This window comes from Streptomyces sp. NPDC006326 (genome assembly GCF_040612915.1).
GTDB lineage: Bacteria > Actinomycetota > Actinomycetes > Streptomycetales > Streptomycetaceae > Streptomyces.
The window spans coordinates 16,114-37,810 of sequence record NZ_JBEXRC010000040.1; the positions used below are offsets into that span (position 1 = coordinate 16,114).

A 21,697-nucleotide genomic window follows, 5' to 3' on the forward strand; every position below is an offset into this window, starting at 1 on the left:
CGAAGGCACGGACGGCCCGCCGGGGCGACACTTAGCATGGGTGGCTGACCGAGAGAGACGAGACGGCCCCCGGTCCGGGGGGCGCCGACGACGGGACTGATCCATCACATGAGCGCGCCGGAGCAGGGATCCGCCCTCGAACGGGTGCGCGGTCTCGTACGGGAGATCGCGAAGTTCGGGGCGGTCGGCGGCCTGGGCGTGCTGGTCAATCTGGGCGTCTTCAACCTGATCCGGCACACCACCGGTCTGCAGGTGGTGCGGGCGAGCGTCATAGCCACCGTCGTGGCCATCATCACCAACTACATCGGGTTCCGGTACTTCACCTACCGTGACCGCGCCCAGTCCGGCAGCTCCCGCGAGCTGCCGCTGTTCGTGGCCTTCAGCGTGGTCGGCCTGGTCATCGAGAACGGCGTGCTCTACACGGCCACCTACGGCTTCGACTGGGACGGCCCGCTCGCCACCAACGTCTTCAAGTTCGTCGGCATCGGCACGGCCACCGTCTTCCGCTTCTGGTCGTACCGGACCTGGGTCTTCAAGGCGCTGCCCCCGCCGGAGGCCGCCGCCGCGGCCGCGGCCCACGAGGACCCGACGCTCTCCGCGGAGTCCGCGCTCGCCCCGGAGCCCGCGGGCAAGTAGGGGCCGTCCGGCGTCAGCGGACCGTCTCCTCCGGCTCCGGGCGCTCCGGCGCCGTCCGGCTCAGGAACAGGGCGAACACCGGCGGCTGCGCCTGCAGCAACTCCAGGCGCCCCCCGTCGGCCTCGGCGAGGTCCCGGGCCACGGCGAGGCCGATCCCGGTGGAGTTGCGGCCGCTGATGGTCCGCTCGAAGATCCGGTTGCCGAGGTCGGGCGGGACTCCCGGCCCCTCGTCGGTGACCTCCAGTACCGCCTGGTTGCCGATCACCCGGGTCCGCAGGGCGACGGTTCCGCCGCCGTGCATGAGCGCGTTCTCCACCAGGGTCGCCAGCACCTGCGAGACCGCGCCCGGGGTGGCGACGGCCCGGATGCCCGTCTTGCCGGAGCGCACGATGGCCCGGCCCGCGCTGCGGTAGGCGGGCCGCCACTCCTCCACCTGCTGTTTGACGACCTCGTCCAGGTCGAAGGGGACCGCCGAGCCCGTCCGCGGGTCGCGGGAGTTCGTCAGCAGCCGCTGGACGACGTCGGTGAGCCGTTCCACCTGGGTCAGGGCGATGCTCGCCTCGTCCCGTACGGTCTCCAGGTCCTCGGTGACCGTGATCTCCTCCAGCCGCATCGACAGGGCGGTGAGGGGGGTCCGCAGCTGGTGCGAGGCGTCCGCGGCGAGGCGCCGCTCGGCGGTCAGCATCCGGGCGATCCGCTCGGCACTGGCGTCCAGTACGTCGGCGACCCGGTCCAGCTCGGGCACCCCGTAGCGCTTGTGCCGGGGCCGCGGGTCCCCGGAACCCAGCCGCTCGGCGGTCTCGGCGAGGTCGGTGAGGGGGGAGGCCAGCCGGTTGGCCTGCCGTACGGCCAGCAGTACGGCCGCCACCACCGCGAGCAGGGCCACGGCGCCGACCACGGCGAGGGTCCGCCCGACCTCCTTGGTCACGGTGGAGCGGGACGCCTCGACGACGACGACCTCGCCCTGCTCGCCCTTCGCGGTCCCCCGGATCACGCTGTCGGGGATCCGGCTGCCGACCTCCACGGCCGGGCGGCCGGGGACGGTGATGCGGGCGTAGCGGCCCGCGTCGAGCTGCTCGGCGAGGGCCTGGGCGTCGATCGGCTTGTGCTCAAGGACGTCCGCCTCGACGCTGCCCACCAGGCGCAGCGCCTCGGACTCGATGCGGTCCTGGGCGCTGCTGGTGATCGTCCGGGTCTCCACGATGACGAGGGAGACCCCGAAGACGGCGATCACGACGAGCACCACGGCGAGCGTGGACTGGATCAGGCGGCGGCGCATGGCTCAGTGGTGCTCGTCTTCCCTAGCTCTTCTCGAAGCGGAAGCCGACGCCGCGGACGGTCGCGATGTAGCGCGGGTTGGCGGCGTCGTCGCCCAGCTTCTTGCGGAGCCAGGAGATGTGCATGTCGAGGGTCTTGGTGGAGGACCACCAGGTGGTGTCCCACACCTCGCGCATCAGCTGGTCGCGCGTGACGACCCGGCCGGCGTCGCGGACCAGGACCCGCAGCAGGTCGAACTCCTTGGCGGTGAGCTGGAGCTCCTCCTCCCCCATCCAGGCGCGGTGCGACTCGACGTCGATCCGTACGCCGTGGGTGGCGGGGGCCTGGCTGGCCTCGTTGGCGCCGCGCCGCAGCAGGGCCCGTACGCGGGCCAGCAGTTCGGCGAGGCGGAAGGGCTTGGTCACGTAGTCGTCGGCGCCCGCGTCCAGGCCCACGACGGTGTCGACCTCGTCCGCGCGGGCGGTCAGGACCAGGATCGGGAAGCCGTGGCCCTCGGCGCGCAGCCGTCGGGCGACCTCCAGGCCGTCCATGCCCGGCAGGCCCAGATCCAGGACGACGAGGTCGACGCCGCCCTGCAGCCCGGCGTCCAGGGCGGTGGGGCCGTCCTCCCGGACCTCGACCTCGTACCCCTCCCGGCGCAGGGCGCGGGCCAGGGGCTCCGAGATGGATGCGTCGTCCTCGGCGAGCAGTACACGCGTCATGTGGGTGATGGTAGTCCGCAGCGGCTGAAAGCAGGGTCGTGCGTGCACACCCCTGCCGATCTGGTCTTATGGCAAGGGGTCGCCTTCGAATGTGACCAAACGGTTCCCGGAAGGCCTGTGATCCATGTCTCAAGTCCTTTCATATGCCGCCGTGTCGTGTCGTATGGTGGCGAGACGCCTGATGCACTACCTCTGAGACCTTTGTGCCGAAAAGCGCGCCGAGGGTCTCTCTTTCTGTCCTGACCGGTCCGGTCAGTCCGCGGACTGACGTGGCCGGGCTTGATGACAGTGAATGACCTGTGGGCCGGGCTTCGTACGCGAAGAGTGCGACGAAGCGTGGATCCCGGTTACGGATGCTCCCTCGTCTCCGCCCCACCGGCGGCGACGGACCCCAGGGCGTGGGGTGGGTCGCCCGTCGCCGGTGCCGGCCAACCCCCCACCGGGCGCTGTTCCGCTCACGAAGCGAGGCGTCCCGAGCAAGCAAGGATCGACCATGGCTTCCAGCCTGACGAAGGACACGGCGGCTCCGGCCTCCGAGAAGACCTTCTTCGGCCACCCCCGTGGCCTGGCCACTCTGTTCATGACCGAGATGTGGGAGCGCTTCTCCTACTACGGCATGCGTGCACTTCTCGTGTACTACCTGGTCTCGGGCGGCGCCGACGCCGCGACGGGAAGCCAGGGCGGCGGTCTGGCGATGACCGCGGCCACGACCACGGCGATCTACTCCGTGTACGTGTCGATGGTCTACCTGATGGCCATGCCCGGCGGCTGGTTCGGTGACCGCGTCTGGGGTGCCCGCAAGACGGTCGCCATCGCCGGCTTCGTCATCATGGCCGGCCACCTGTCGCTGGCCCTCCCGGGCCAGGCGATGTTCTTCGTCGGTCTGATCCTCGTCGCGGCGGGCTCCGGTCTGCTGAAGGCCAACATCTCCACGATGGTCGGCCACCTGTACGACGGCCCCGAGGACCCGCGCCGCGACGGTGGTTTCACGCTCTTCTACATCGGCATCAACCTCGGTGCCTTCGTCGCCCCGCTCGTCGTCGGAACGGTCGGCAAGGAGCACAACTGGCACCTGGGCTTCGCCCTCGCCGCCGTCGGCATGGGCCTGGGTCTGGCCCAGTTCCTGTTCGGCACCAAGCACCTGAGCCCGAAGAGCAGCGAGGTCCCGAACCCGCTGACGCCGCAGGAGCGCAAGGCCGTCCTCACCAAGGTCGCCCTCGCGGTCGCCGGTATCGCCGTCTTCTACGGCGCCGTGGTGGCCCTCGGTGCCTACACGCTGAACTGGGCGCTGGTCCCGCTGACGCTGGCCGGTCTGTTCATCCCGATCGCCGTGCTGGTGCGCATCAAGCGTGACAAGGACCTGTCCTCGACCGAGCAGTCGAAGATGACGGCCTACATCTGGTTCTTCATCGCCGCGGCCGTCTTCTGGATGATCTACGACCAGGGTGGCTCCACGCTCTCCCTGTTCGCCGACGACAAGACCGCCGACACCGTCTTCGGCCTCGGCTTCTCGGCCACCTGGTACCAGTCGCTGAACCCGCTGTTCGTGATGGCGCTGGCCCCGGTCTTCGCCTGGCTGTGGGTGTGGCTGTCCCGTAAGAACCAGGAGCCGAACACCATCGTGAAGTTCGCGATGGGCCTGGTGCTGATCGGTGCCTCGTTCTTCGTCTTCATCATCCCGATGAACATGGCGGGCGGCGACGCCAAGGTCTCCCCGATGTGGCTCGTCTCGATCTACATGATCCAGACCATCGGTGAGCTGTGCGTCTCCCCGGTCGGCCTCTCCGTCACCACCAAGATGGCCCCGCAGAAGTACGCCTCCCAGATGATGGGTGTCTGGTTCCTCGCGGTCACCGCCGGCGACTGCATCACCAGCCTCCTGTCCATCGGCGGGGTGGACCTGAACGGTCTCGGCATCATCGCCCTGCAGGCGGCCGCCGCCGCCCTGGCCGGCTTCGCGGTGTACGCCTATCGCAAGAAGGTCCAGGCCCTGATGGGCGACGTCCACTGACGCAGGCCCCCGGCGCGTGAAGCGGCCCGGCACACCTCCTGGTGTGCCGGGCCGCTTCGTCGTTCCCGCGGTGCGTTCCCGCGGTGAGTTCCCGCGGTGAGTTCCAGGGGCCGCCGGGTCAGCGCGTGCCGCGCAGGCGCCGCCAGGGGGTGAAGGTGAAGACCGCGCCGCCGAGCAGGATCACGGTGCCCGCGACCAGTGCCAGGGCCTTGATGCCGCCCTCTTCGCCGCCTGTCTCGGCGAGGCCGCCCGAGGAGGAGGCGGAGCCGGTGGTGGCGGGCGAGCCGGAGCCGCCGGGCTGGGCGGTGGTGTCCAGTTCCAGCGAGACGCCGCTGCTGACCGCCTTGCAGGGGACGTTGATGGGCGTGGACCCCGGGGCCATGGTGACGTCGATGGTCAGCTGGTCCGGGCTCAGCGTCACCTTGCCCGTCTTGCCGGGCGTGTAGGTGCCGGTCATGTCGCTCAGGCTGACCGGGGCCTTGTCGGGGATCGGCTCGGCGTTGGCCGGGCCGGTGACCTTGACCGTGCCGGTGTCGGCGCCGCCGAGCTTGATGTTCATCGAGGGCTTGAGGGCTCCGGCCGGGAGGGCCATGGGGCTGGCCATGGCGCCTTTGGCGGTCTTGACGGTCAGGTCGTAGCCGCCGCCGTTCTTCTTGGCGTTGATCGTGACCGGGGTCTTGATGCCGCCGGGGACGACCGCGCCGCAGTCGAAGGCGACCTCGACGGGCTTGCCGGGGAAGTCGGTCTGGCCGCCACCGCCGCCGGTGGTGGAGCCGGAGGTGCTGCCGCCCGACGCGGTGCTGCCGCCGGAGGCGGAGCCGCCCGAGGTGGAGCCGCCGGAGGTGCTGCCGCCGGTGGTGGAGCCGCCGGAGGTGCTGCCGCCGGTGGTGGAGCCGCCGGACGTGGTCGAGCCGCCCGTCGTGGACCCGCCGCCCTCGGTGACCTTGATGGTGGCCCCGACCGCGGCCGTCTCCTTCGGCGAGCAGTGCGTGACGAATCCGCTGAAGTCCACGTCGTACTTGCCGGGCGTGATCGTGACCTCCCCGGCCTTGGTGAGCTTGATCTTGCCCTTCATGTCGGACATGACCATGGGGGCCTTCTTCGGGATGGGCGGGTTCTTGCGCTCGCCCTCCAGCTTCACCTCCGCGCTGAGCGCCCCGCCCAACTGGACGAAGCCGGTCGGCTTGACGGTGTCCTTGCCCAGGTCCATGAGGTCGGTGTTGTTCGAGGCCGGTTTGACGGTCTTCCAGACCACCTCGACCTCGTCGCCGACCTTCGCGGTGGCGGGCGCGGTGATGGCGACGGTGTTCGTCCCCTGGACCGGACCGCCGCCGCCCGCCGGCGGAATGCATTCCACCTTGTACGAGACGTCGGCCGCCTGGGCGGGGCTTGCCGCCAGCAGGATGCCCGCGCCGCCGAACAGCAGCGCGACCGCGGCCGCGCTCACCCTCCGTTGGGTTTTCACGAATGTCCCTTCGTCGTCGGAGTGTTCTCAGACGGTGCGGACGCCTGTGGTGACGGTGGTGACTGAGAGGGATGGGGTGTGAACCACGGCAGGACCGCCGTGGGGGTCTCGGGATCCGCGCCGGTCTCGCCGGCCCCGCTCTCCCCGCCGCCGGGGCCGGCCGCCGCCTCGGCCCGGTGGCGGCCGCCCGTGGCTCCGGTGCGCGGCCGGACCCGGTCGACGACGGCCATGCCGGTACGGAAGACCGCGGCCGGGACCACCAGCAGGAGCAGGCCCCAGAACAGCAGGACCCCGTACGGGCGGTCCACGCCCCAGGGCTGCGTGGCGACGACCGTGTCCCCGTACTTGAGGGAGACCGTGTAGTCGCCGTGGGCGCCCGCGGACAGGCTGACGTCGAGCCGGACCTCCGCCTTGCCGCCCGGCGGGATCGTGCCCTTCCACCGGACCTCGTCCCACTGCGGCGCGAACACCCCGTGGGCCGTGCCGAGCTGGAAGACGGGGTCCTTGACGGGGGCGGAGCCCAGATTGCCGACGGTGACCGTGAACTTCCGGGTCGGCGGGGCGCCGAACCAGGTCAGCACGCCGTCCTCGCCCTTGAGGCGGACCCCGGTGAGCATCGCGAGGCGGGCGGTGCCGGATTCGGCGGGCAGTTCGGCCACCGGGTGGTCGGTGATCTTCAGGGGGACGGCGACGGTGGCCTGGTCCCCGCCCACCGAGGTCACGTTGACCACGCACGGGCAGGGCTTGGGCGGGGCCACCACCGGCAGCCGCGCGGTGAAGCGGCCGTCGTCTCCGGCCGAGACGGCGGTTCCGTCGGCGTTGGCACAGCTGTTCGTGCCGCCGATCATGTTCTGTCCGCAGAGCAGGACCATCACCAGCGTCCTGGAGTGCCAGCCGGTGCCGGTGACGGTGAGTTCGGTGCCCTTCGCGGCCTCCTGGAGCGAGAGCGCGACGCCCGGCTTGTCCTCGGCGGCACCGGCCGGGGCCGCGCCCCAGGCCCCCGGGACCAGCGCCAGGACGCACACCGCCAGCCCTGCCGCGAGCCGGGCCCTGAGCTTGCCGCTCACGTGGTTGCTCCCGTCAGCTCGTGTTCCGGTGTCCGTTCCTCCTGCGCCGGCGCCACGGGCCGCTCCCGGCGGGTGCGCCGGGCGCGTACGAGGAGCAGTGCGGCCGGCGCGGCCCCGGCGAGGGCGAGCAGCCCGGCGCCGGTCCGCGCGGAGATCCCCCAGGGCGCGCACCACGCCGAGACGGCGGCCGTGGCCGGGGCCGCGCCGGGCGCTGTGACCGTGAGGGTGAGGTCCACGTCGTCGAGGACGGGCGCCCCGGGCCACGGTTCGGTCAGCCGGACCCGCTGGCCGGGGAGCAGTTCCACCGGGACGGCGCGGGCGCTGCGGCCGGGGACCGGGCCGAAGAGGCCCTCGGCGCGGATCGAGAGTTCCGGGGCGAGGGCCACGTTGCCGCGGTTGACGAGGGTGTACGCGACCTGCGCGCCGGCGCCCCGGCCGCGTACGGAGACGCCCTCGACGGTGAGGGCGGCCAGCGTCGGGCCGCCGACCCGCAGGTGGACCCGTACGCCCGCCTCGTGGCCCGCTTCGGCGACGACCACGGCGGCGGGGTGGTGGCCGGGCGGGGAGGCGGGCGGCAGGGTGACGGTGAAGGGGACCACGGCGCGGGTCCGGGGCGGGATCCGCACGGTGGCGGCCGCGCCGAAGCTGATCCAGGACCCGGCGCCCGTCGACTGCCGGGCGGGGCGCACCGCGAAGGCGCCGTCCGCCTCGTTGTAGGCGTCGGCCCCGCGCAGGGTGAGGGTGAGCTCGTGGCCGGTGGTGTTGGACAGGGCCACCCGGTCCTCCAGCACGGTGCCGGCGGTGCCCGCCAGGTAGAAGTACGGGCGGGCCGCGCCGGCGGTGCCCGCCGCGGGCTCGGCGGTCCAGCCGGGCCCGTCGGCCGCGGCGGGGCCTGCGGGCGCGGCCGCCGCCGCGGTGAGCAGGAACAGGATCAGGAGGCGTGCGAGGTGCGTACGGGCGCAGGGCACGGGCATGGCCGGGGCGCTCCGTTCAGGCCCGGGCCCGCCGGCCGCGCCGGGTCAGCCAGAGCATGCCGGCGGCGCCGGTGAGCAGCACGGTGCCGCCGAGGGTGCCGAGCGCGAGGGCGGAGTCGGCGGGCCCGGTCTGGGGCAGGGTGTCGCCCGTGGTGGCGCCGCCGGATCCGGTGGTGTCCTTGGCGCCGGCCGCCGCCGTGACGTCGAGTTCCAGCGAGGGCTTGGGGCTGTTGCCGGGGGTGCAGGTGGTGGTGGTGCCCAGGGCCTTGATGGTGAGCACGCCCGCGGTGAAGGTGACCTTGCCGCTCTTCTTCGGGGTGTAGGTGCCCGAGAGGTCGGTGATCTTGATGGGGGTGTTGGCGGGCACGGCCTCGGGGTTGGGCGGTCCCGAGACCGGTACGGAGACCTTCTCGGCGCCGCCGGTGACGATGACGGCGCTGGGGCTCATCGCGCCCTTGCCGAGCTCGACGGGGCTGGACGAGACGCCCTTCTGGAAGGACATCGTCAGCTTGTACCCGTCGCCCTCCTTGACGGACTTGATGTCGATGGGCGAGACCGCCGACTTGTCGCCGATGGGGGTCTTGCAGTCGTAGGCGACGTCGACGACGTCGGCATGGGCTGCGGGGGCGGCAAGCAGTACCGCCGATCCGGCCAGCGCGGACGCCAGCGCAAGCGCGGTGGAGCGTTTCCGGTCGGTCACCTTCGTCTTCCCCTCGGGCCACAAGTTACTGACGACACATCAGATGGGTGGCTCAAGGTACGCCCGGGACCTTACGGAGGGAAGACAAAGGACATGCGGGATCAGGCGTGGGGGAACGGGCCCGGATCAGGCCGCACGGACGCCCTTCTGCCAGACCGCCGAGACGAGCGGGACGCCCGGCCGGTAGGCCAGGTGGACGTGGCTGGGGGCCTCCAGCAGGGCGAGGTCGGCGCGGGCGCCGGGGGTCAGCGTGCCGATGTCGGTGCGCCGCAGGGCGCGGGCTCCGCCCGCGGTGGCGGACCACAGGGCCTCGTCGGGCGTCATGCCCATGTCCCGGACCGCGAGCGCGATGCAGAACGGCATGGAACTGGTGTAGGAGGAGCCCGGGTTGCAGTCCGTGGACAGGGCGACGGTGGCGCCCGCGTCGAGGAGCCGGCGCGCGTCCGGCCACTGGGCGCGGGTGGAGAACTCGGCGCCGGGCAGCAGGGTCGCCACCGTGGTGCCCGCGGCCTGCGCCAGGGCGTCCACGTCGGCGTCGGTCAGGTGCGTGCAGTGGTCGGCGGAAGCCGCCTCCAGCTCCACCGCGAGCTGTACGCCCGGACCCTGGGTGAGCTGGTTGGCGTGGACCCGCGGAATCAGGCCCGCGGCGGCGCCCGCGGTGAGGACGGCGCGGGCCTGGTCGCCGTCGAAGGCGCCCTTCTCGCAGAAGACGTCCACCCAGCGGGCGTACGGGGCGCAGGCGGCGAGCATGTCGCCGGTCACCAGGTCGACGTAGCCGGCCGGGTCGTCCGCGTAGTCGGGGGAGACGATGTGCGCGCCGAGGTAGGTGACCTCCTCGGTGTGCGCGGCCGCGATGCGCAGGGCGCGGGCCTCGTCGGCGACGGTCAGGCCGTAGCCGGACTTCGTCTCGAAGGTGGTGGTGCCCTGGCGGCGCGCCTCGTCGAGGTGGCGCACCAGGTTCGCCTCCAGCACCGCGTCGGTGGCGGCGCGGGTGGCGGCGACGGTGGTGCGGATGCCGCCGGCGGTGTAGCTGCGGCCGGACATCCGGGCGTTGAACTCGGCGGTGCGGTCGCCCGCGAACACCAGGTGCGAGTGGGAGTCGACGAAGCCCGGGATCACGGCCCGGCCGTGGGCGTCGAAGACGCCGTCGGCGGCGGGGGCGTGGGCGGCTGCGCCGACCCAGGCGATCTTTTCGCCGTCGATGACGACGGCGGCGTTCTCGATGAGGCCGAGCGGGCTGCCGTCGCCGAGCGCGGGGTCGTTGGTGACGAGGCTGCCGATGTTGGTGATGAGGGTGGTCAAGGGAGTCTCCGGGGTTCGGCGGTTCGGTGCGGGCCGGTGGGGGCTGCGGGGTCCGGCTGCACGCCGGTGGTCCCGGTGCGCCCACCCGTCCCGCCCTGCGGGACGCTCGCCCGCACCCTCAGCGGAGGGCGGCAATGGAAGCGGACAGGGCCGACGCCACGTCACCCACACGGGTGTGGTGGCCGTCCCGGACGATGTGGCGACCGCCGACCACGGTGTGGCGGACGTCCGCGGCGGAGGCCGCGAAGACCGCCGTCTCGGCGCCCAGCCGCGGCAGCGGACCGGCCGTGCGTACGGAGTCCAGGGCGATGGTGGTGAAGTCCGCGAGCGCGCCGGGCTCCAGGCGGCCCGCGTCGGGCCGGCCGAGCGCCGCGTGCCCGTCGGCGGTGGCGGCGGTGAGCAGGGCGTTCGCCGTCCAGTGGCCCCGGGTCCGGCTGCGCAGGCGCTCGTTCAGCTCCATCGCGCGGGCCTCCTCCAGCAGGTCGATCACCGCGTGGCTGTCGCTGCCGAGGGAGAGCGGGCTGCCGGCGCGCTGGAGCCGGCCGGCCGGGCCGATGCCGTCGGCGAGGTCGCGTTCGGTGGTGGGGCACATGCAGGTGCCGGTGGCGGAGCCGCCGAGGAGCGCGATGTCGGTGTCCGTGAGGTGCGTGTTGTGGACGCCGGTGGTGCGCGGCCCGAGCACTCCGTGGTCGGCGAGCAGCTGGGTCGGGGTCCGGCCGTGGGCCGCCAGGCAGGCCTCGTTCTCGGCGGTCTGCTCCGAGAGGTGGACGTGCAGGGGGGCCTGCCGCTCCTCGGCCCAGCGGGCGACCGTGGCCAGCTGGGCCGCCGGCACGGCGCGCACGGAGTGGACGGCCGCGCCGATCAGGGCGTGCTCGCGGGGCTTGAGGGCCGAGACCCGCTCGGCCCAGGCCTCGGCGTTGCCGTCGCTGAAGCGCCGCTGGTGCGCGTTGGGCGCCTCGCCGAAGCCCGCGGACAGGTAGGCGGTGTCCAGGAGGGTGATCCGGATGCCCGCCTCGGCGGCGGCCTCGATCAGGGCCTCGCCCATGGCGTTCGGGTCGGCGTAGGGGGCGCCGCCGGGCGCGTGGTGGACGTAGTGGAACTCGCCGACGTTCGTGACGCCGGCGAGCGCCATTTCCGCGTACACCGCGCGGGCCAGCGCGAAGTAGCGCTCCGGGGTGAGGTTCTGGGCGACCTGGTACATGAACTCGCGCCAGGTCCAGAAGGTGCCGGAGCCGACCTGCACCAGGGAGCGCAGCGCCCGGTGGAAGGCGTGGGAGTGCGCGTTGGCCAGACCCGGGAGGGTCAGCCCGCGCAGGACCTCGGCACCGGGCGGCGGGGTGTCCACGCCGGTGCGCAGGGCGGCGATCCGCCCGTCGCCGCCCGCCTCCAGGGCCACGCCCGGCTCGACATGGGTGCCGAGCCAGGCGTGCTCCAGCCAGTACGTCGTGTGCGCGGTCAGCGGCACGCCAGGCCCTCCAGTACGTCGGCGAGGGCGAGGACGCCCGCCACGCAGTCGTCCTCGGTGGCGAACTCCCGCGGGGAGTGGGAGACGCCGGTGGGGTTGCGTACGAACAGCATCGCCGTCGGGACGGCCGCGGAGAGGATTCCGGCGTCGTGTCCCGCCCCGGTGCCGAGGACGGGGACGGATCCGCCGAGGATCCGGTTCAGCTCGTCGCGCAGGGCGTGCTCGAACTCGACGACCGGGGTGAAGGACTCCCGGACGACGGACAGGTCGATGCCGTCCTGGTCGGCCCGCTCGCGGGCGGCCTTCTCGACGGCGGTGACCACGGTGTCCAGGGTGGCCTGGTCGGCGGCCCGCGAGTCGAGCCAGCCGCGGACCAGGGAGGGGATCGCGTTGACCCCGTTGGGTTCGACGGAGACCTTCCCGAAGGTGGCGACGGCCCCGGCGAGGGCGGCTTCCGTACGGGCCGCGAGGACGGTCGCCGCGTACGTGAGCATCGGGTCGCGGCGGTCCACCAGGCGGGTGGTGCCGGCGTGGTTGGCCTCGCCGTGGAAGTCGAACCGCCAGCGGCCGTGCGGCCAGATCGCGGAGGCGATGCCGACCCGGTCCCCGGACAGGTCCAGGGCCCGGCCCTGCTCGACGTGGAGTTCGACGAAGGCCCCGATGCGGGCGAGGCGCTCCGGGTCGGCCCCGATGGCGGCGGGGTCGTACCCGGCGGCCTCCATGGCCTGCGGGAGGCTGATCCCGTCGGCGTCCCGCAGCTCGTACGCCCTCTCCTTGGTCAGCTGCCCGGCGGCGAGCCGGGAGCCGACGCAGGCGAGTCCGAAGCGGGCGCCTTCCTCGTCTCCGAAGTTGGTGATGGCCAGCGGGCGGGTGAAGCGGGCTCCGCGGCTGCGGAGTTCGTCCAGGGCCGCGAAGGAGGACACCACGCCGAGCGGGCCGTCGAAGGCGCCGCCGTCGGGGACGGAGTCCAGGTGCGAGCCGGTGACCACCGCGTCCCCGGCGAGCGGGTCGCCGAGCCAGGCCCACTGGTTGCCGTTGCGGTCCGTCTCGTACAGCAGGCCGCGGGCCTCGGCCTGCTCCTGGAACCACGTACGGCAGTCGGCGTCGGCGCCGGTCCAGGCGAAGCGGCGGTAGCCGCCGGAGTCCGGGTGGCGGCCGACGGGGGCCAGCTCGTCCCACATGGTGTGGAACGAGCTCGCCCGGGCGGGGTTGTCGCTCACGCGTCGTCGCCCTCGCGCATGGGGACGCGGACGCCGCGCTCGGCGGCGACCGACTCGGCGATGTCGTAGCCGGCGTCGACGTGGCGGATGACGCCCATGCCGGGGTCGTTGGTCAGCACGCGGCGGATCTTCTCGCCCGCCAGCGGGGTGCCGTCGGCGACGGTGACCTGGCCCGCGTGGATGGAGCGGCCCATGCCGACGCCGCCGCCGTGGTGCAGGGAGACCCAGGAGGCGCCGGAGGCGACGTTGACCATGGCGTTGAGCAGCGGCCAGTCGGCGATGGCGTCCGAGCCGTCGAGCATGGCCTCCGTCTCGCGGTACGGGGAGGCGACGGAGCCGCAGTCGAGGTGGTCGCGGCCGATGGCCAGCGGGGCGGCCAGTTCGCCGCTCGCGACCATGTCGTTGAAGCGCTCGCCGGCCTTGTCGCGCTCGCCGTAGCCGAGCCAGCAGATCCGCGCGGGCAGCCCCTGGAAGTGGACGCGCTCGCCGGCCATCTTGATCCAGCGGTGCAGGGACTCGTTCTCCGGGAAGAGCTCCAGCATCGCCTTGTCCGTCTTGGCGATGTCCGAGGCCTCGCCGGACAGGGCCGCCCAGCGGAACGGGCCCTTGCCCTCGCAGAACAGCGGCCGGATGTAGGCCGGGACGAAGCCGGGGAAGGCGAAGGCGCGGTCGTAGCCGGCGAGCTGGGCCTCACCGCGGATGGAGTTGCCGTAGTCGAAGACCTCGGCACCGGCGTCCATGAAGCCGACCATGGCCTCGACGTGCTTCGCCATGGACTCGCGGGCCCGGGTGGTGAAGCCGGCCGGGTCCTTGGCCGCGTAGGAGGCCATGTCGTCGAAGTCGACGCCGACGGGCAGGTACGACAGCGGGTCGTGCGCCGAGGTCTGGTCGGTCACGATGTCGATCGGGGCGCCCTCCGCGAGCATCTGCGGGAGGAGCTCGGCCGCGTTGCCGAGCAGGCCGATGGAGAGCGGCTTGCGGGCGTCGCGCGCCTCGACGGCCAGCTGCAGGGCGTGGCGGAGGTTGTCGGCCTTCACGTCCAGGTAGCGGTGCTCGATGCGGCGCTCGATGGCGCGCGGGTCGACGTCGATGCAGATCGCGACGCCGTCGTTCATCGTCACCGCGAGCGGCTGGGCGCCGCCCATGCCGCCGAGGCCGGCGGTCAGGGTGATGGTGCCGGCGAGGGTGCCGCCGAACTTCTTGGCGGCGACCGCGGCGAAGGTCTCGTAGGTGCCCTGGAGGATGCCCTGGGTGCCGATGTAGATCCACGAACCGGCGGTCATCTGGCCGTACATGGTCAGACCGAGCTGCTCCAGGCGCCGGAACTCCTCCCAGTTGGCCCAGTCGCCGACCAGGTTGGAGTTGGCGAGCAGGACGCGGGGGGCCCACTCGTGGGTCTGCATCACGCCGACGGGACGGCCGGACTGGACGAGCATCGTCTCGTCCTGCTTGAGGGTCTGCAGGGTGCGGACCATCGCGTCGAAGGAACGCCAGTCACGCGCCGCCTTGCCGGTGCCGCCGTAGACGACGAGCTTGTCGGGGTGCTCGGCGACCTCGGGGTCGAGGTTGTTCTGCAGCATCCGCAGGGCGGCCTCCTGCTGCCATCCCAGGGTGCTGAGCTCGGTGCCTCGCGCGGCCCGTACGGGGCGGGGTCCTGACATGGCGGTGCCTCCTCCGATGTTGGTCAATCCATTCACATCCTCGCGGTCTGAATAGATTCAGTCAACAGCTGCGGGCCGCCGCGCCGGATGATTGGCTGACAGACATGCATCGGCGAACGCAGGGTGAGGATGCGGCGGCGCGCCGCGACCGGGTCGTACGGGCCGCCGTCGAGCAGGGGCTCGTCGGCGGGACGGAGAGCTCCCCGCCCCTGGTGTGCCTCCTGGACGCGGAGGGCATCCGGGCCTCCGCAGCCGCCCTGACCAGCGCCTTCGCCGCGGCGCTGGCGCCCGGCACCCCGGTCCTGCACGCCTTCGCGGTCAAGGCGGCGCCGCTGGTCCCGGTGCTGCGGCTGCTCGCCGACGCCGGCCTCGGCTGCGAGGTCGCGAGCCCCGGCGAGCTGGCGCTGGCGCGGGCGGCGGGGATCGGCGCGGAGCGGACCGTACTGGACTCACCCGCCAAGACCACGGCGGAACTGCGCGAGGCGCTGGCGCTGGGGGTGGCCGTCAACGCCGACAGCCGGCAGGAGCTGGAACGCCTGGACACGCTGGTGGGCCCGCACCCCGTCGGCCCGGTCGGCGTCAGGGTCAACCCGCAGACGGGCGCCGGCACGATCGACGCCCTGTCCACGGCGACGGCCACGTCGAAGTTCGGCATCGCCCTGCGGGACCCGGGCGCCCGCGCATGGCTCGTCCGGGCCTTCGCGGACCGGCCCTGGCTGACCCGCCTGCACACCCACTCCGGCTCACAGGGGGTGCCGCTCCCGCTCATCGCGCAGGGCGTACGGGAGCTGCACGCGCTGGCCGAGGAGATCAACGCGGCCGTGGGGCGCCGACAGGTCGACACGCTCGACATCGGGGGCGGCCTCCCGGTGAACTTCGCCTCCGACGAGGAGAGCCCGACGTACGCGCAGTACGTGGCCGCGCTGCAGGAGGCCTGCCCGGCGCTGTTCGACGGCTCCTACGGGCTGGTGACGGAGTTCGGGCGCTCCCTGCTGGCCAAGCACGGGCTGGCGCTGGCACGGGTCGAGTACACGAAGACCACCGGCGGCCGGCCCATCGCCCTCACCCACGCGGGCGTCCAGCTGGCCACCCGGACGGTGTACGCCCCGGCGGCGTGGCCGCTGCGGATCCTGCCCTACGACGCGAAGGGCACCCCGAAGACGGGCCCGCCCGTCGCCCAGGACATCGCCGGCCCCGCGTGCTTCGCCGGGGACCTGCTGGCCACGGCCCGGGAGCTGCCGGAACTGGCCCCGGGCGACCTGATCGCCGTCCCGGACACGGGGGCGTACTTCTTCACCGCCCACTACGGCTACAACAGCCTCCCGCGCCCCCCGGTCCACGGCTTCACCACCACCCCGGAGGTCCACTTCACCCTGGCCCGCCCGGCGCAGTCCCTCTCGGACCTCCTCACCGAAGCCGGCGCGGCCCACTCCGACGCCCTGCTCTGAACGTTGCCGGTCCCCTGCGGGGCGGTGGCCCTGCGTGGCGGGTACGGGGCTCCCGGGGCCGTGGCCCTGCGGGGCGGTACGGGACCTCGCGGGGCCGGTGGCTGCGATCGGGGGCTCGCTGCCCGGGAGCCGCACGGCAGGAAACCGCCTCAACCCCGGAGCCGCCCCGCAGGGAACCGTCACTCCACGAACAGGCCCCGCGCGGCCGCCCGGGCGTCGAAGGCCTCCAGGCGGGCCTGCGCGTCCGGCAGCGCGTCCGCCATCGCCTCCAGCAGCACCCGCCCCAACAGCATCGGCGCGCACGCCGTGTCGAAGGCCAGCCCCGTCCCCACCGGAGCCGGGATCAGCAGGTCCGAGTGCCGCGCCACCGGCGCGAACGCGGAGTCGGCCACCGTCACCACCGTCAGGCCGGCCCCCCGCGCCTGCTCCAGCGCGTCCACCACCTCCCGCGGATGCCGCGGCAGCGCGAAGCACAGCAGGGCCGAGGCCCCGGCCCCCACCACCGCGTCGATGCGGTCGGCCAGCATCGAGCCGCCCTCGTCGAGGAGCCGAACGTCCGGATGCACCTTGGCGGCGAAGTACGCGAAGCCCCGCGCCTGCGAGGACGCCGCCCGCAGGCCGAGCACCGGCAGCGGGGTGGAGCCGGCGAGCAGGCGGCCCGCCTCCTCGACGGGAGCCGGGTCGGCGAGCAGGACGGACAGTTGCCGCAGGTTCTCGATCTCGCCCTGGACTGCCTGCTGGTACTCGTTGTACGCGTCCTCCCGCACCGCCTCGGCGCGCTCCGCCGGAGCCACCTCGCGCAGGTGCCGGCGCAGCGCCGGGTACCCGTCGAAGCCGAGCGCCACCGCGAACCGGGTCACCGAGGGCTGGCTCACCCCCGCCAGCTCGGCGAGCTCCACGCTCGACAGGAACGGCACGTCCGCCGCGCCCCGCACCATGCAGTGGGCGATCCGCCGCTGGGTGGGCGTCAGCCGGTGCCCCTCGAACAGCTGCTGCAGCCGCGCTGCCGGGCTGTCACTCATCCCGACCCCTCCGTCCCCGTGTTTATTCAGTCACGGAGCACTCTGCATGCGGTTATGCAAGACGGCAAGCGGCGGACCACTCGGCGAGACGCGGCCGGGATACGGGGGCTGCCCCCTCGGCGCGACGCCGGACGCCCGGCAGGAGCTGGGGGCGGAGTACGAGGCCGCGCTCGTGGACTCGTTCGTGGAGAAGGTCGACACGCAGCTGCGGCGCCTGCCGGCCGAGGAACGGCTGTCGGCCGCCCGCGGCGGACGCACCGCCCAGCCGGAGGGGAACTTCGGGGAGCGCTTCGGGTTCGCGATCATCACGGATCGTCGGCGTGAACTTCGTGGCGGCGAAGCGCCCGCGCCCGTAGCCGGAGTCCCGGAAGACGGGCGCGGGGACCGCCGCACCCTCGCGCAGGCGAGGGGCGGGACGACGGCGGTCCCCGCGCGGGACACGGGCCGGGTCAGGGCCGTCCGCGTCCGTGGCGTTCACGCGGTCCGGGAGCCGCTCCGGAGGTACGCCAACGCCGTTCCGTGGTGCCGGCGGGGGCACTGGCGCCCCTGCCGACGACCACCACTGTGCCGGAGCCGTGTTAAGCCGGTGCTGCCGTCACATGTCCGGCCCGTACCGTTTGCGCGACGGGCCCCCGACGGCGACGGCCTACTTCGAACCCTTGGCCAGGAACGCCAGCAGGTCCTGGCGGCTCACCACGCCGGTCGGCTTGCCCTCGACCAGCACGATCGCCGCGTCCGCCTCGCCCAGCACGGCCATCAGCTCGGACACCGGCTCACCGGAGCCGACCTGCGGCAGCGGCGAGCTCATGTGCTTCTCCAGCGGGTCGGTCAGCGACGCCCGCTGCGCGAACAGCGCGGCGAGGAGCTCCTTCTCGACGACCGAGCCGATGACCTCGGCCGCCATGACGTCGGGGTGGCCGGCGCCGGGCTTGACGATCGGCATCTGCGAGACGCCGTACTCGCGCAGCACCTCGATCGCCTCGCCCACCGTCTCCTCGGGGTGCATGTGGACCAGGGACGGGATGCCGCCCTCCTTGTCCGCGAGCACGTCCCCGATGCGCGCCGAGGGGCCCGCCTCCTCCAGGAAACCGTGGCCGGCCATCCACTCGTCGCTGAAGATCTTGCTCATGTAGCCGCGGCCGCTGTCCGGCAGGAGGACGACGACGACGTCGTCCGGGCCGAGGCCCTCGGCCGCCTTCAGTGCGGCGACGACCGCCATGCCGCAGGAGCCGCCGACGAGGAGGCCCTCCTCCTTGGCGAGCCGGCGGGTCATCTGGAAGGAGTCCTTGTCGGACACCGCGATGATCTCGTCGGTCACGTTCGGGTCGTAGGCGGTCGGCCAGAAGTCCTCGCCGACGCCCTCGACCAGGTACGGGCGGCCCGAGCCGCCGGAGTAGACCGAGCCCTCGGGGTCGGCGCCGATGACCTTGACCTTGCCGCCGGACACCTCCTTCAGGTAGTTGCCGGTGCCGGAGATGGTGCCGCCGGTGCCGACGCCCGCCACGAAGTGGGTGATCTTCCCGTCCGTCTGCTCCCACAGCTCGGGACCGGTGGTCTCGTAGTGCGAACGCGGGTTGTTCGGGTTGCTGTACTGGTCGGGCTTCCAGGCGCCCGGCGTCTCGCGCACGAGGCGGTCGGAGACGTTGTAGTACGAGTCCGGGTGCTCGGGGTCGACAGCGGTCGGGCAGACCACGACGTCGGCGCCGTACGCGCGCAGCACGTTGATCTTGTCCATGGACACCTTGTCAGGGCAGACGAAGATGCACTTGTAGCCCTTCTGCTGGGCCACGATGGCGAGTCCTACACCGGTGTTGCCACTGGTGGGCTCCACGATGGTGCCACCGGGCTTGAGGGCACCGCTCTGCTCGGCGGCCTCGATCATCCGGACGGCGATCCGGTCCTTCACGGATCCGCCGGGATTGAAGTACTCGACCTTGGCAAGGACGGTGGCCTGCAGGCCTTCGGTCACACGGTTGAGCTTCACCAGCGGGGTGTTGCCGACGAGGCTGATCATCGAGTCGTGGAATTGCACCATGTTCTCCAGGGAGGGGACTCCACGGGTTCTCCGGGAGGCACGGCCAGAGTAAGCGGAAAGGGATTGGCCGACGGGCAGTACGGGGCAGGTAGGTCAACAGGGCCAGGCAGGAAGCGAGGAGGCTCCAAGGGTGTCCAGGGCGAGGACGGCCCGCCGGATCGCGGCGGGGGCGGCATACGGCGGAGGCGGGCTCGGGCTGGTCGGAGCCGCAGCGGTGGGGCTGGTACTGGCTGAGGTCCAGTTTGCCAAACGCACGGTCGGGACGGGGCTCCCCGACCCCCCGCGGGCGGACGGGCTGTACGGGAGCGAGTTCGCCGGGCCGGAGCCGGGGTCGGGGCCCGGCCCGCTGCGGCTGGCCATGATGGGCGACTCCACGGCCGCCGGGCTCGGCGTCCGCCGGTCCGGGCAGACCCCGGGAGCCCTGCTCGCCTCGGGGCTGGCGGCGGTGGCCGAGCGGCCGGTGGAGCTGCGGAACGTGGCCCTGTCCGGGGCCATGTCGGACGACCTGGACCGGCAGACGGGGCTGCTGCTGGACGACGGGGCCCCGGCCCCCGACGTGTGCGTGATCATGATCGGTGCGAACGACGTGACCCACCGGATGCCGCCGACCCAGTCGGTGCGCCACCTCACCTCGGCGGTGCGCCGGCTGCGGCTCGCGGGCACCGAGGTGGTGGTCGGCACCTGTCCGGACCTGGGCACGATCGAGCCGGTCTACCAGCCGCTGCGGTGGCTGGCCCGGCGGGTCTCGCGGCAGCTGGCCGCCGCCCAGACCATAGGGGTCGTCGCCCTGGGCGCCCGTACGGTCTCCATGGGAGACCTGCTCGGCCCCGAGTTCGCGGCGAACCCCCGCGAGATGTTCGGCCCGGACTCCTACCACCCCTCGGCGGAGGGGTACGCCACCGCCGCCATGGCCGTCCTGCCGACCCTCTGCGCGGCCCTCGCGCTCTGGCCGGAATCGGACCGCCTGGAGGTGGCGCGCAACGAGGACATGCTCCCGGTGGCCAAGGCCGCGTCCGCGGCGGCGGGGCAGGCCGGTACGGAGGTCACGCAGGCCCGCGGCCCCTGGGCCCTGCTCAAGCACCGGCGCCGGCGCCGGGTCGCGGTGCAGGAGCCGGCACTCGCCGAGCCGTCGGCGGAGCTCCCGGGCGCCCCGGTGGCGGGCACCTGACGGGGGCGTCGGATGGGGCTTCCCGGGCGGGGTAGGTACCCGAACAGCCCGCGGAGCGACCGGCATCACACGGGGAAGGCGATGACCTCGACCGTACGGGCCGGTAACTTCGCTTGCGGTCCCGCAACGAGCCGCACGACACACCCTTGGAGCCCCGATGCCCGAAGCCGTCATCGTTTCCACCGCCCGCTCTCCCATCGGGCGCGCCGGCAAGGGGTCGCTCAAGGACGTCCGCCCGGACGACCTGACCGCGACGATCATCCAGGCGGCGCTCGCGAAGGTTCCCGAGCTGGACCCGCGCGACATCGACGACCTGATGCTGGGCTGCGGCCTGCCGGGCGGCGAGCAGGGCCACAACCTGGCCCGCATCGTGGCCGTGCAGATGGGCATGGACTTCCTGCCGGGCACCACGATCACCCGTTACTGCTCCTCCTCGCTGCAGACGTCCCGGATGGCGCTGCACGCCATCAAGGCGGGCGAGGGCGACGTCTTCATCTCCGCGGGCGTCGAGACGGTCTCCCGCTTCGCGAAGGGCTCCTCGGACGGCCTGCCGGACACCCACAACCCGCTCTTCGCGGACGCGGAGGCCCGTACGGCCGCCGTCGCCCAGAGCGAGGGCTCGTCCTGGCACGACCCGCGGGAGGACGGCCTGATCCCCGACGCGTACATCGCGATGGGCCAGACCGCCGAGAACCTGGCCCGCCTGAAGGGCGTGACCCGCCAGGACATGGACGAGTTCGGCGTCCGCTCCCAGAACCTGGCCGAGGAGGCCATCAAGAACGGCTTCTGGGCCCGCGAGATCACCCCGGTCACCACCCCGGACGGCACGGTCGTCTCCGCCGACGACGGCCCGCGCGCCGGCGTCACCCTGGAGGGCGTGCAGGGCCTGAAGCCGGTCTTCCGCCCCGACGGCCTGGTCACGGCCGCCAACTGCTGCCCGCTCAACGACGGCGCCGCGGCCCTGGTGATCATGAGCGACACCAAGGCGCGCGAGCTGGGTCTGACCCCCCTGGCCCGGATCGTCTCCACCGGCGTGACCGGCCTCTCCCCCGAGATCATGGGCCTGGGCCCGGTCGAGGCGTCCAAGCAGGCCCTCAGGCGCGCCGGTCTGACCGTGGGCGACATCGACCTGTTCGAGATCAACGAGGCGTTCGCGGCGCAGGTCATCCCCTCCTACCGGGACCTGGAGATCCCGCTGGAGAAGCTGAACGTCAACGGCGGTGCCATCGCCGTCGGCCACCCGTTCGGCATGACCGGCGCCCGCATCACCGGCACCCTGATCAACAGCCTCCAGTTCCACGACAAGCAGTTCGGCCTGGAGACGATGTGCGTCGGCGGCGGCCAGGGCATGGCCATGGTCATCGAGCGCCTGAGCTGAGACTGAGCTGAGCGGCTGAGCTGAGCGGTCCGCGTCGTTGTGGCGCCGGGGATCCGGGCGGATCCCCGGCGTCGGAGGGCCTGCCGTTCAACCCCCTCGCGTCCGAGCTGTGACCGAATTTCCCCCAGGATGTGACCTACGTCCTGGGGGTTCGTCGTTTCTCCAG

Annotated in this window: 17 protein-coding genes; 5 read left to right on the plus strand and 12 right to left on the minus strand. The window is 72.9% G+C overall.

All coding sequences use genetic code 11. The features are described 5' to 3' along the window. Positions 1–108: 108 nt before the first annotated feature. Entirely contained in the window at positions 109–636 is a 528-nt protein-coding gene (locus ABZ128_RS26570; RefSeq protein WP_356851328.1) for a GtrA family protein, read from the plus strand. 13 nt (positions 637–649) lie between these two features. Here ABZ128_RS26570 and ABZ128_RS26575 read toward each other — a convergent pair whose 3' ends face one another. Both ABZ128_RS26575 and ABZ128_RS26580 read right to left on the minus strand, forming a co-directional pair. After that, entirely contained in the window at positions 650–1,915 is a 1,266-nt protein-coding gene (locus ABZ128_RS26575; RefSeq protein WP_356851329.1) for an ATP-binding protein, read from the minus strand. A gap of 22 nt (positions 1,916–1,937) precedes the next feature. Then, entirely contained in the window at positions 1,938–2,615 is a 678-nt protein-coding gene (locus ABZ128_RS26580; protein ID WP_125816630.1) for a response regulator transcription factor, read from the minus strand. A gap of 493 nt (positions 2,616–3,108) precedes the next feature. On the opposite strand from ABZ128_RS26580, the gene ABZ128_RS26585 reads away from it, so the two are divergent. Continuing rightward, complete coding sequence (locus tag ABZ128_RS26585) at positions 3,109–4,626, plus strand: oligopeptide:H+ symporter (RefSeq protein ID WP_356851330.1); 1,518 nt, start codon at positions 3,109–3,111, stop codon at positions 4,624–4,626. Between the two features lie 118 nt (positions 4,627–4,744). Here the strand turns inward: ABZ128_RS26585 and ABZ128_RS26590 are convergent, their stop codons facing one another. The 8 genes from ABZ128_RS26590 to hutU form a co-directional block, all read right to left on the minus strand. Further along, a complete protein-coding gene (locus ABZ128_RS26590) occupies positions 4,745–6,091 on the minus strand; it encodes a hypothetical protein (protein WP_356851331.1) in 1,347 nt (448 codons plus the stop codon). After that, entirely contained in the window at positions 6,088–7,158 is a 1,071-nt protein-coding gene (locus ABZ128_RS26595) for a hypothetical protein (RefSeq protein WP_356851332.1), read from the minus strand. Before ABZ128_RS26595 ends, ABZ128_RS26590 begins: the two co-directional genes overlap by 4 nt. Continuing rightward, positions 7,155–8,132, minus strand: a complete 978-nt coding sequence (locus ABZ128_RS26600; RefSeq protein ID WP_356851333.1) for a hypothetical protein — start codon at positions 8,130–8,132, stop codon at positions 7,155–7,157. Before ABZ128_RS26600 ends, ABZ128_RS26595 begins: the two co-directional genes overlap by 4 nt. A 16-nt stretch (positions 8,133–8,148) precedes the next feature. Further along, positions 8,149–8,832 carry an LPXTG cell wall anchor domain-containing protein gene (locus tag ABZ128_RS26605; RefSeq protein ID WP_356851334.1) on the minus strand — a complete coding sequence of 228 codons (684 nt, stop codon included), beginning with the start codon at positions 8,830–8,832 and terminating at the stop codon, positions 8,149–8,151. Between the two features lie 126 nt (positions 8,833–8,958). After that, positions 8,959–10,134, minus strand: a complete 1,176-nt coding sequence (gene hutI, locus ABZ128_RS26610; protein ID WP_356851335.1) for an imidazolonepropionase — start codon at positions 10,132–10,134, stop codon at positions 8,959–8,961. 118 nt (positions 10,135–10,252) lie between these two features. Next, a complete protein-coding gene (locus tag ABZ128_RS26615; RefSeq protein WP_356851336.1) occupies positions 10,253–11,599 on the minus strand; it encodes a formimidoylglutamate deiminase in 1,347 nt (448 codons plus the stop codon). Beyond that, positions 11,590–12,780 carry an allantoate amidohydrolase gene (locus ABZ128_RS26620; protein ID WP_356851369.1) on the minus strand — a complete coding sequence of 397 codons (1,191 nt, stop codon included), beginning with the start codon at positions 12,778–12,780 and terminating at the stop codon, positions 11,590–11,592. The genes ABZ128_RS26615 and ABZ128_RS26620 overlap by 10 nt, the downstream gene beginning before the upstream one ends. A gap of 35 nt (positions 12,781–12,815) precedes the next feature. Next, the gene (gene hutU / locus ABZ128_RS26625) at positions 12,816–14,480 is read right to left on the minus strand and encodes a urocanate hydratase (protein WP_356851337.1); all 1,665 of its coding nucleotides are present in this window, start codon (positions 14,478–14,480) and stop codon (positions 12,816–12,818) included. Positions 14,481–14,584: 104 nt separating this feature from the next. Between hutU and ABZ128_RS26630 the strand changes: the two genes are divergently transcribed. Beyond that, positions 14,585–15,928: a diaminopimelate decarboxylase gene (locus ABZ128_RS26630; protein ID WP_356851338.1), complete on the plus strand. Its 1,344-nt coding sequence runs from the start codon at positions 14,585–14,587 to the stop codon at positions 15,926–15,928. A 179-nt stretch (positions 15,929–16,107) separates the two neighbouring features. Here ABZ128_RS26630 and ABZ128_RS26635 read toward each other — a convergent pair whose 3' ends face one another. Continuing rightward, positions 16,108–16,950 (minus strand): MurR/RpiR family transcriptional regulator, encoded by an 843-nt coding sequence (locus ABZ128_RS26635; protein WP_356851339.1) that lies wholly within the window; start codon positions 16,948–16,950, stop codon positions 16,108–16,110. A 646-nt stretch (positions 16,951–17,596) separates the two neighbouring features. Continuing rightward, a complete protein-coding gene (locus ABZ128_RS26640) occupies positions 17,597–18,982 on the minus strand; it encodes a cystathionine beta-synthase (RefSeq protein ID WP_356851370.1) in 1,386 nt (461 codons plus the stop codon). Between the two features lie 133 nt (positions 18,983–19,115). Here ABZ128_RS26640 and ABZ128_RS26645 point away from each other — a divergent pair, with 133 nt between their 5' ends. Continuing rightward, positions 19,116–20,153, plus strand: a complete 1,038-nt coding sequence (locus tag ABZ128_RS26645) for an SGNH/GDSL hydrolase family protein (RefSeq protein WP_356851340.1) — start codon at positions 19,116–19,118, stop codon at positions 20,151–20,153. Between the two features lie 157 nt (positions 20,154–20,310). Then, on the plus strand, positions 20,311–21,531 hold the full coding sequence (locus ABZ128_RS26650) for an acetyl-CoA C-acetyltransferase (protein WP_356851341.1): 1,221 nt from the start codon (positions 20,311–20,313) through the stop codon (positions 21,529–21,531). Positions 21,532–21,697: the final 166 nt, after the last annotated feature.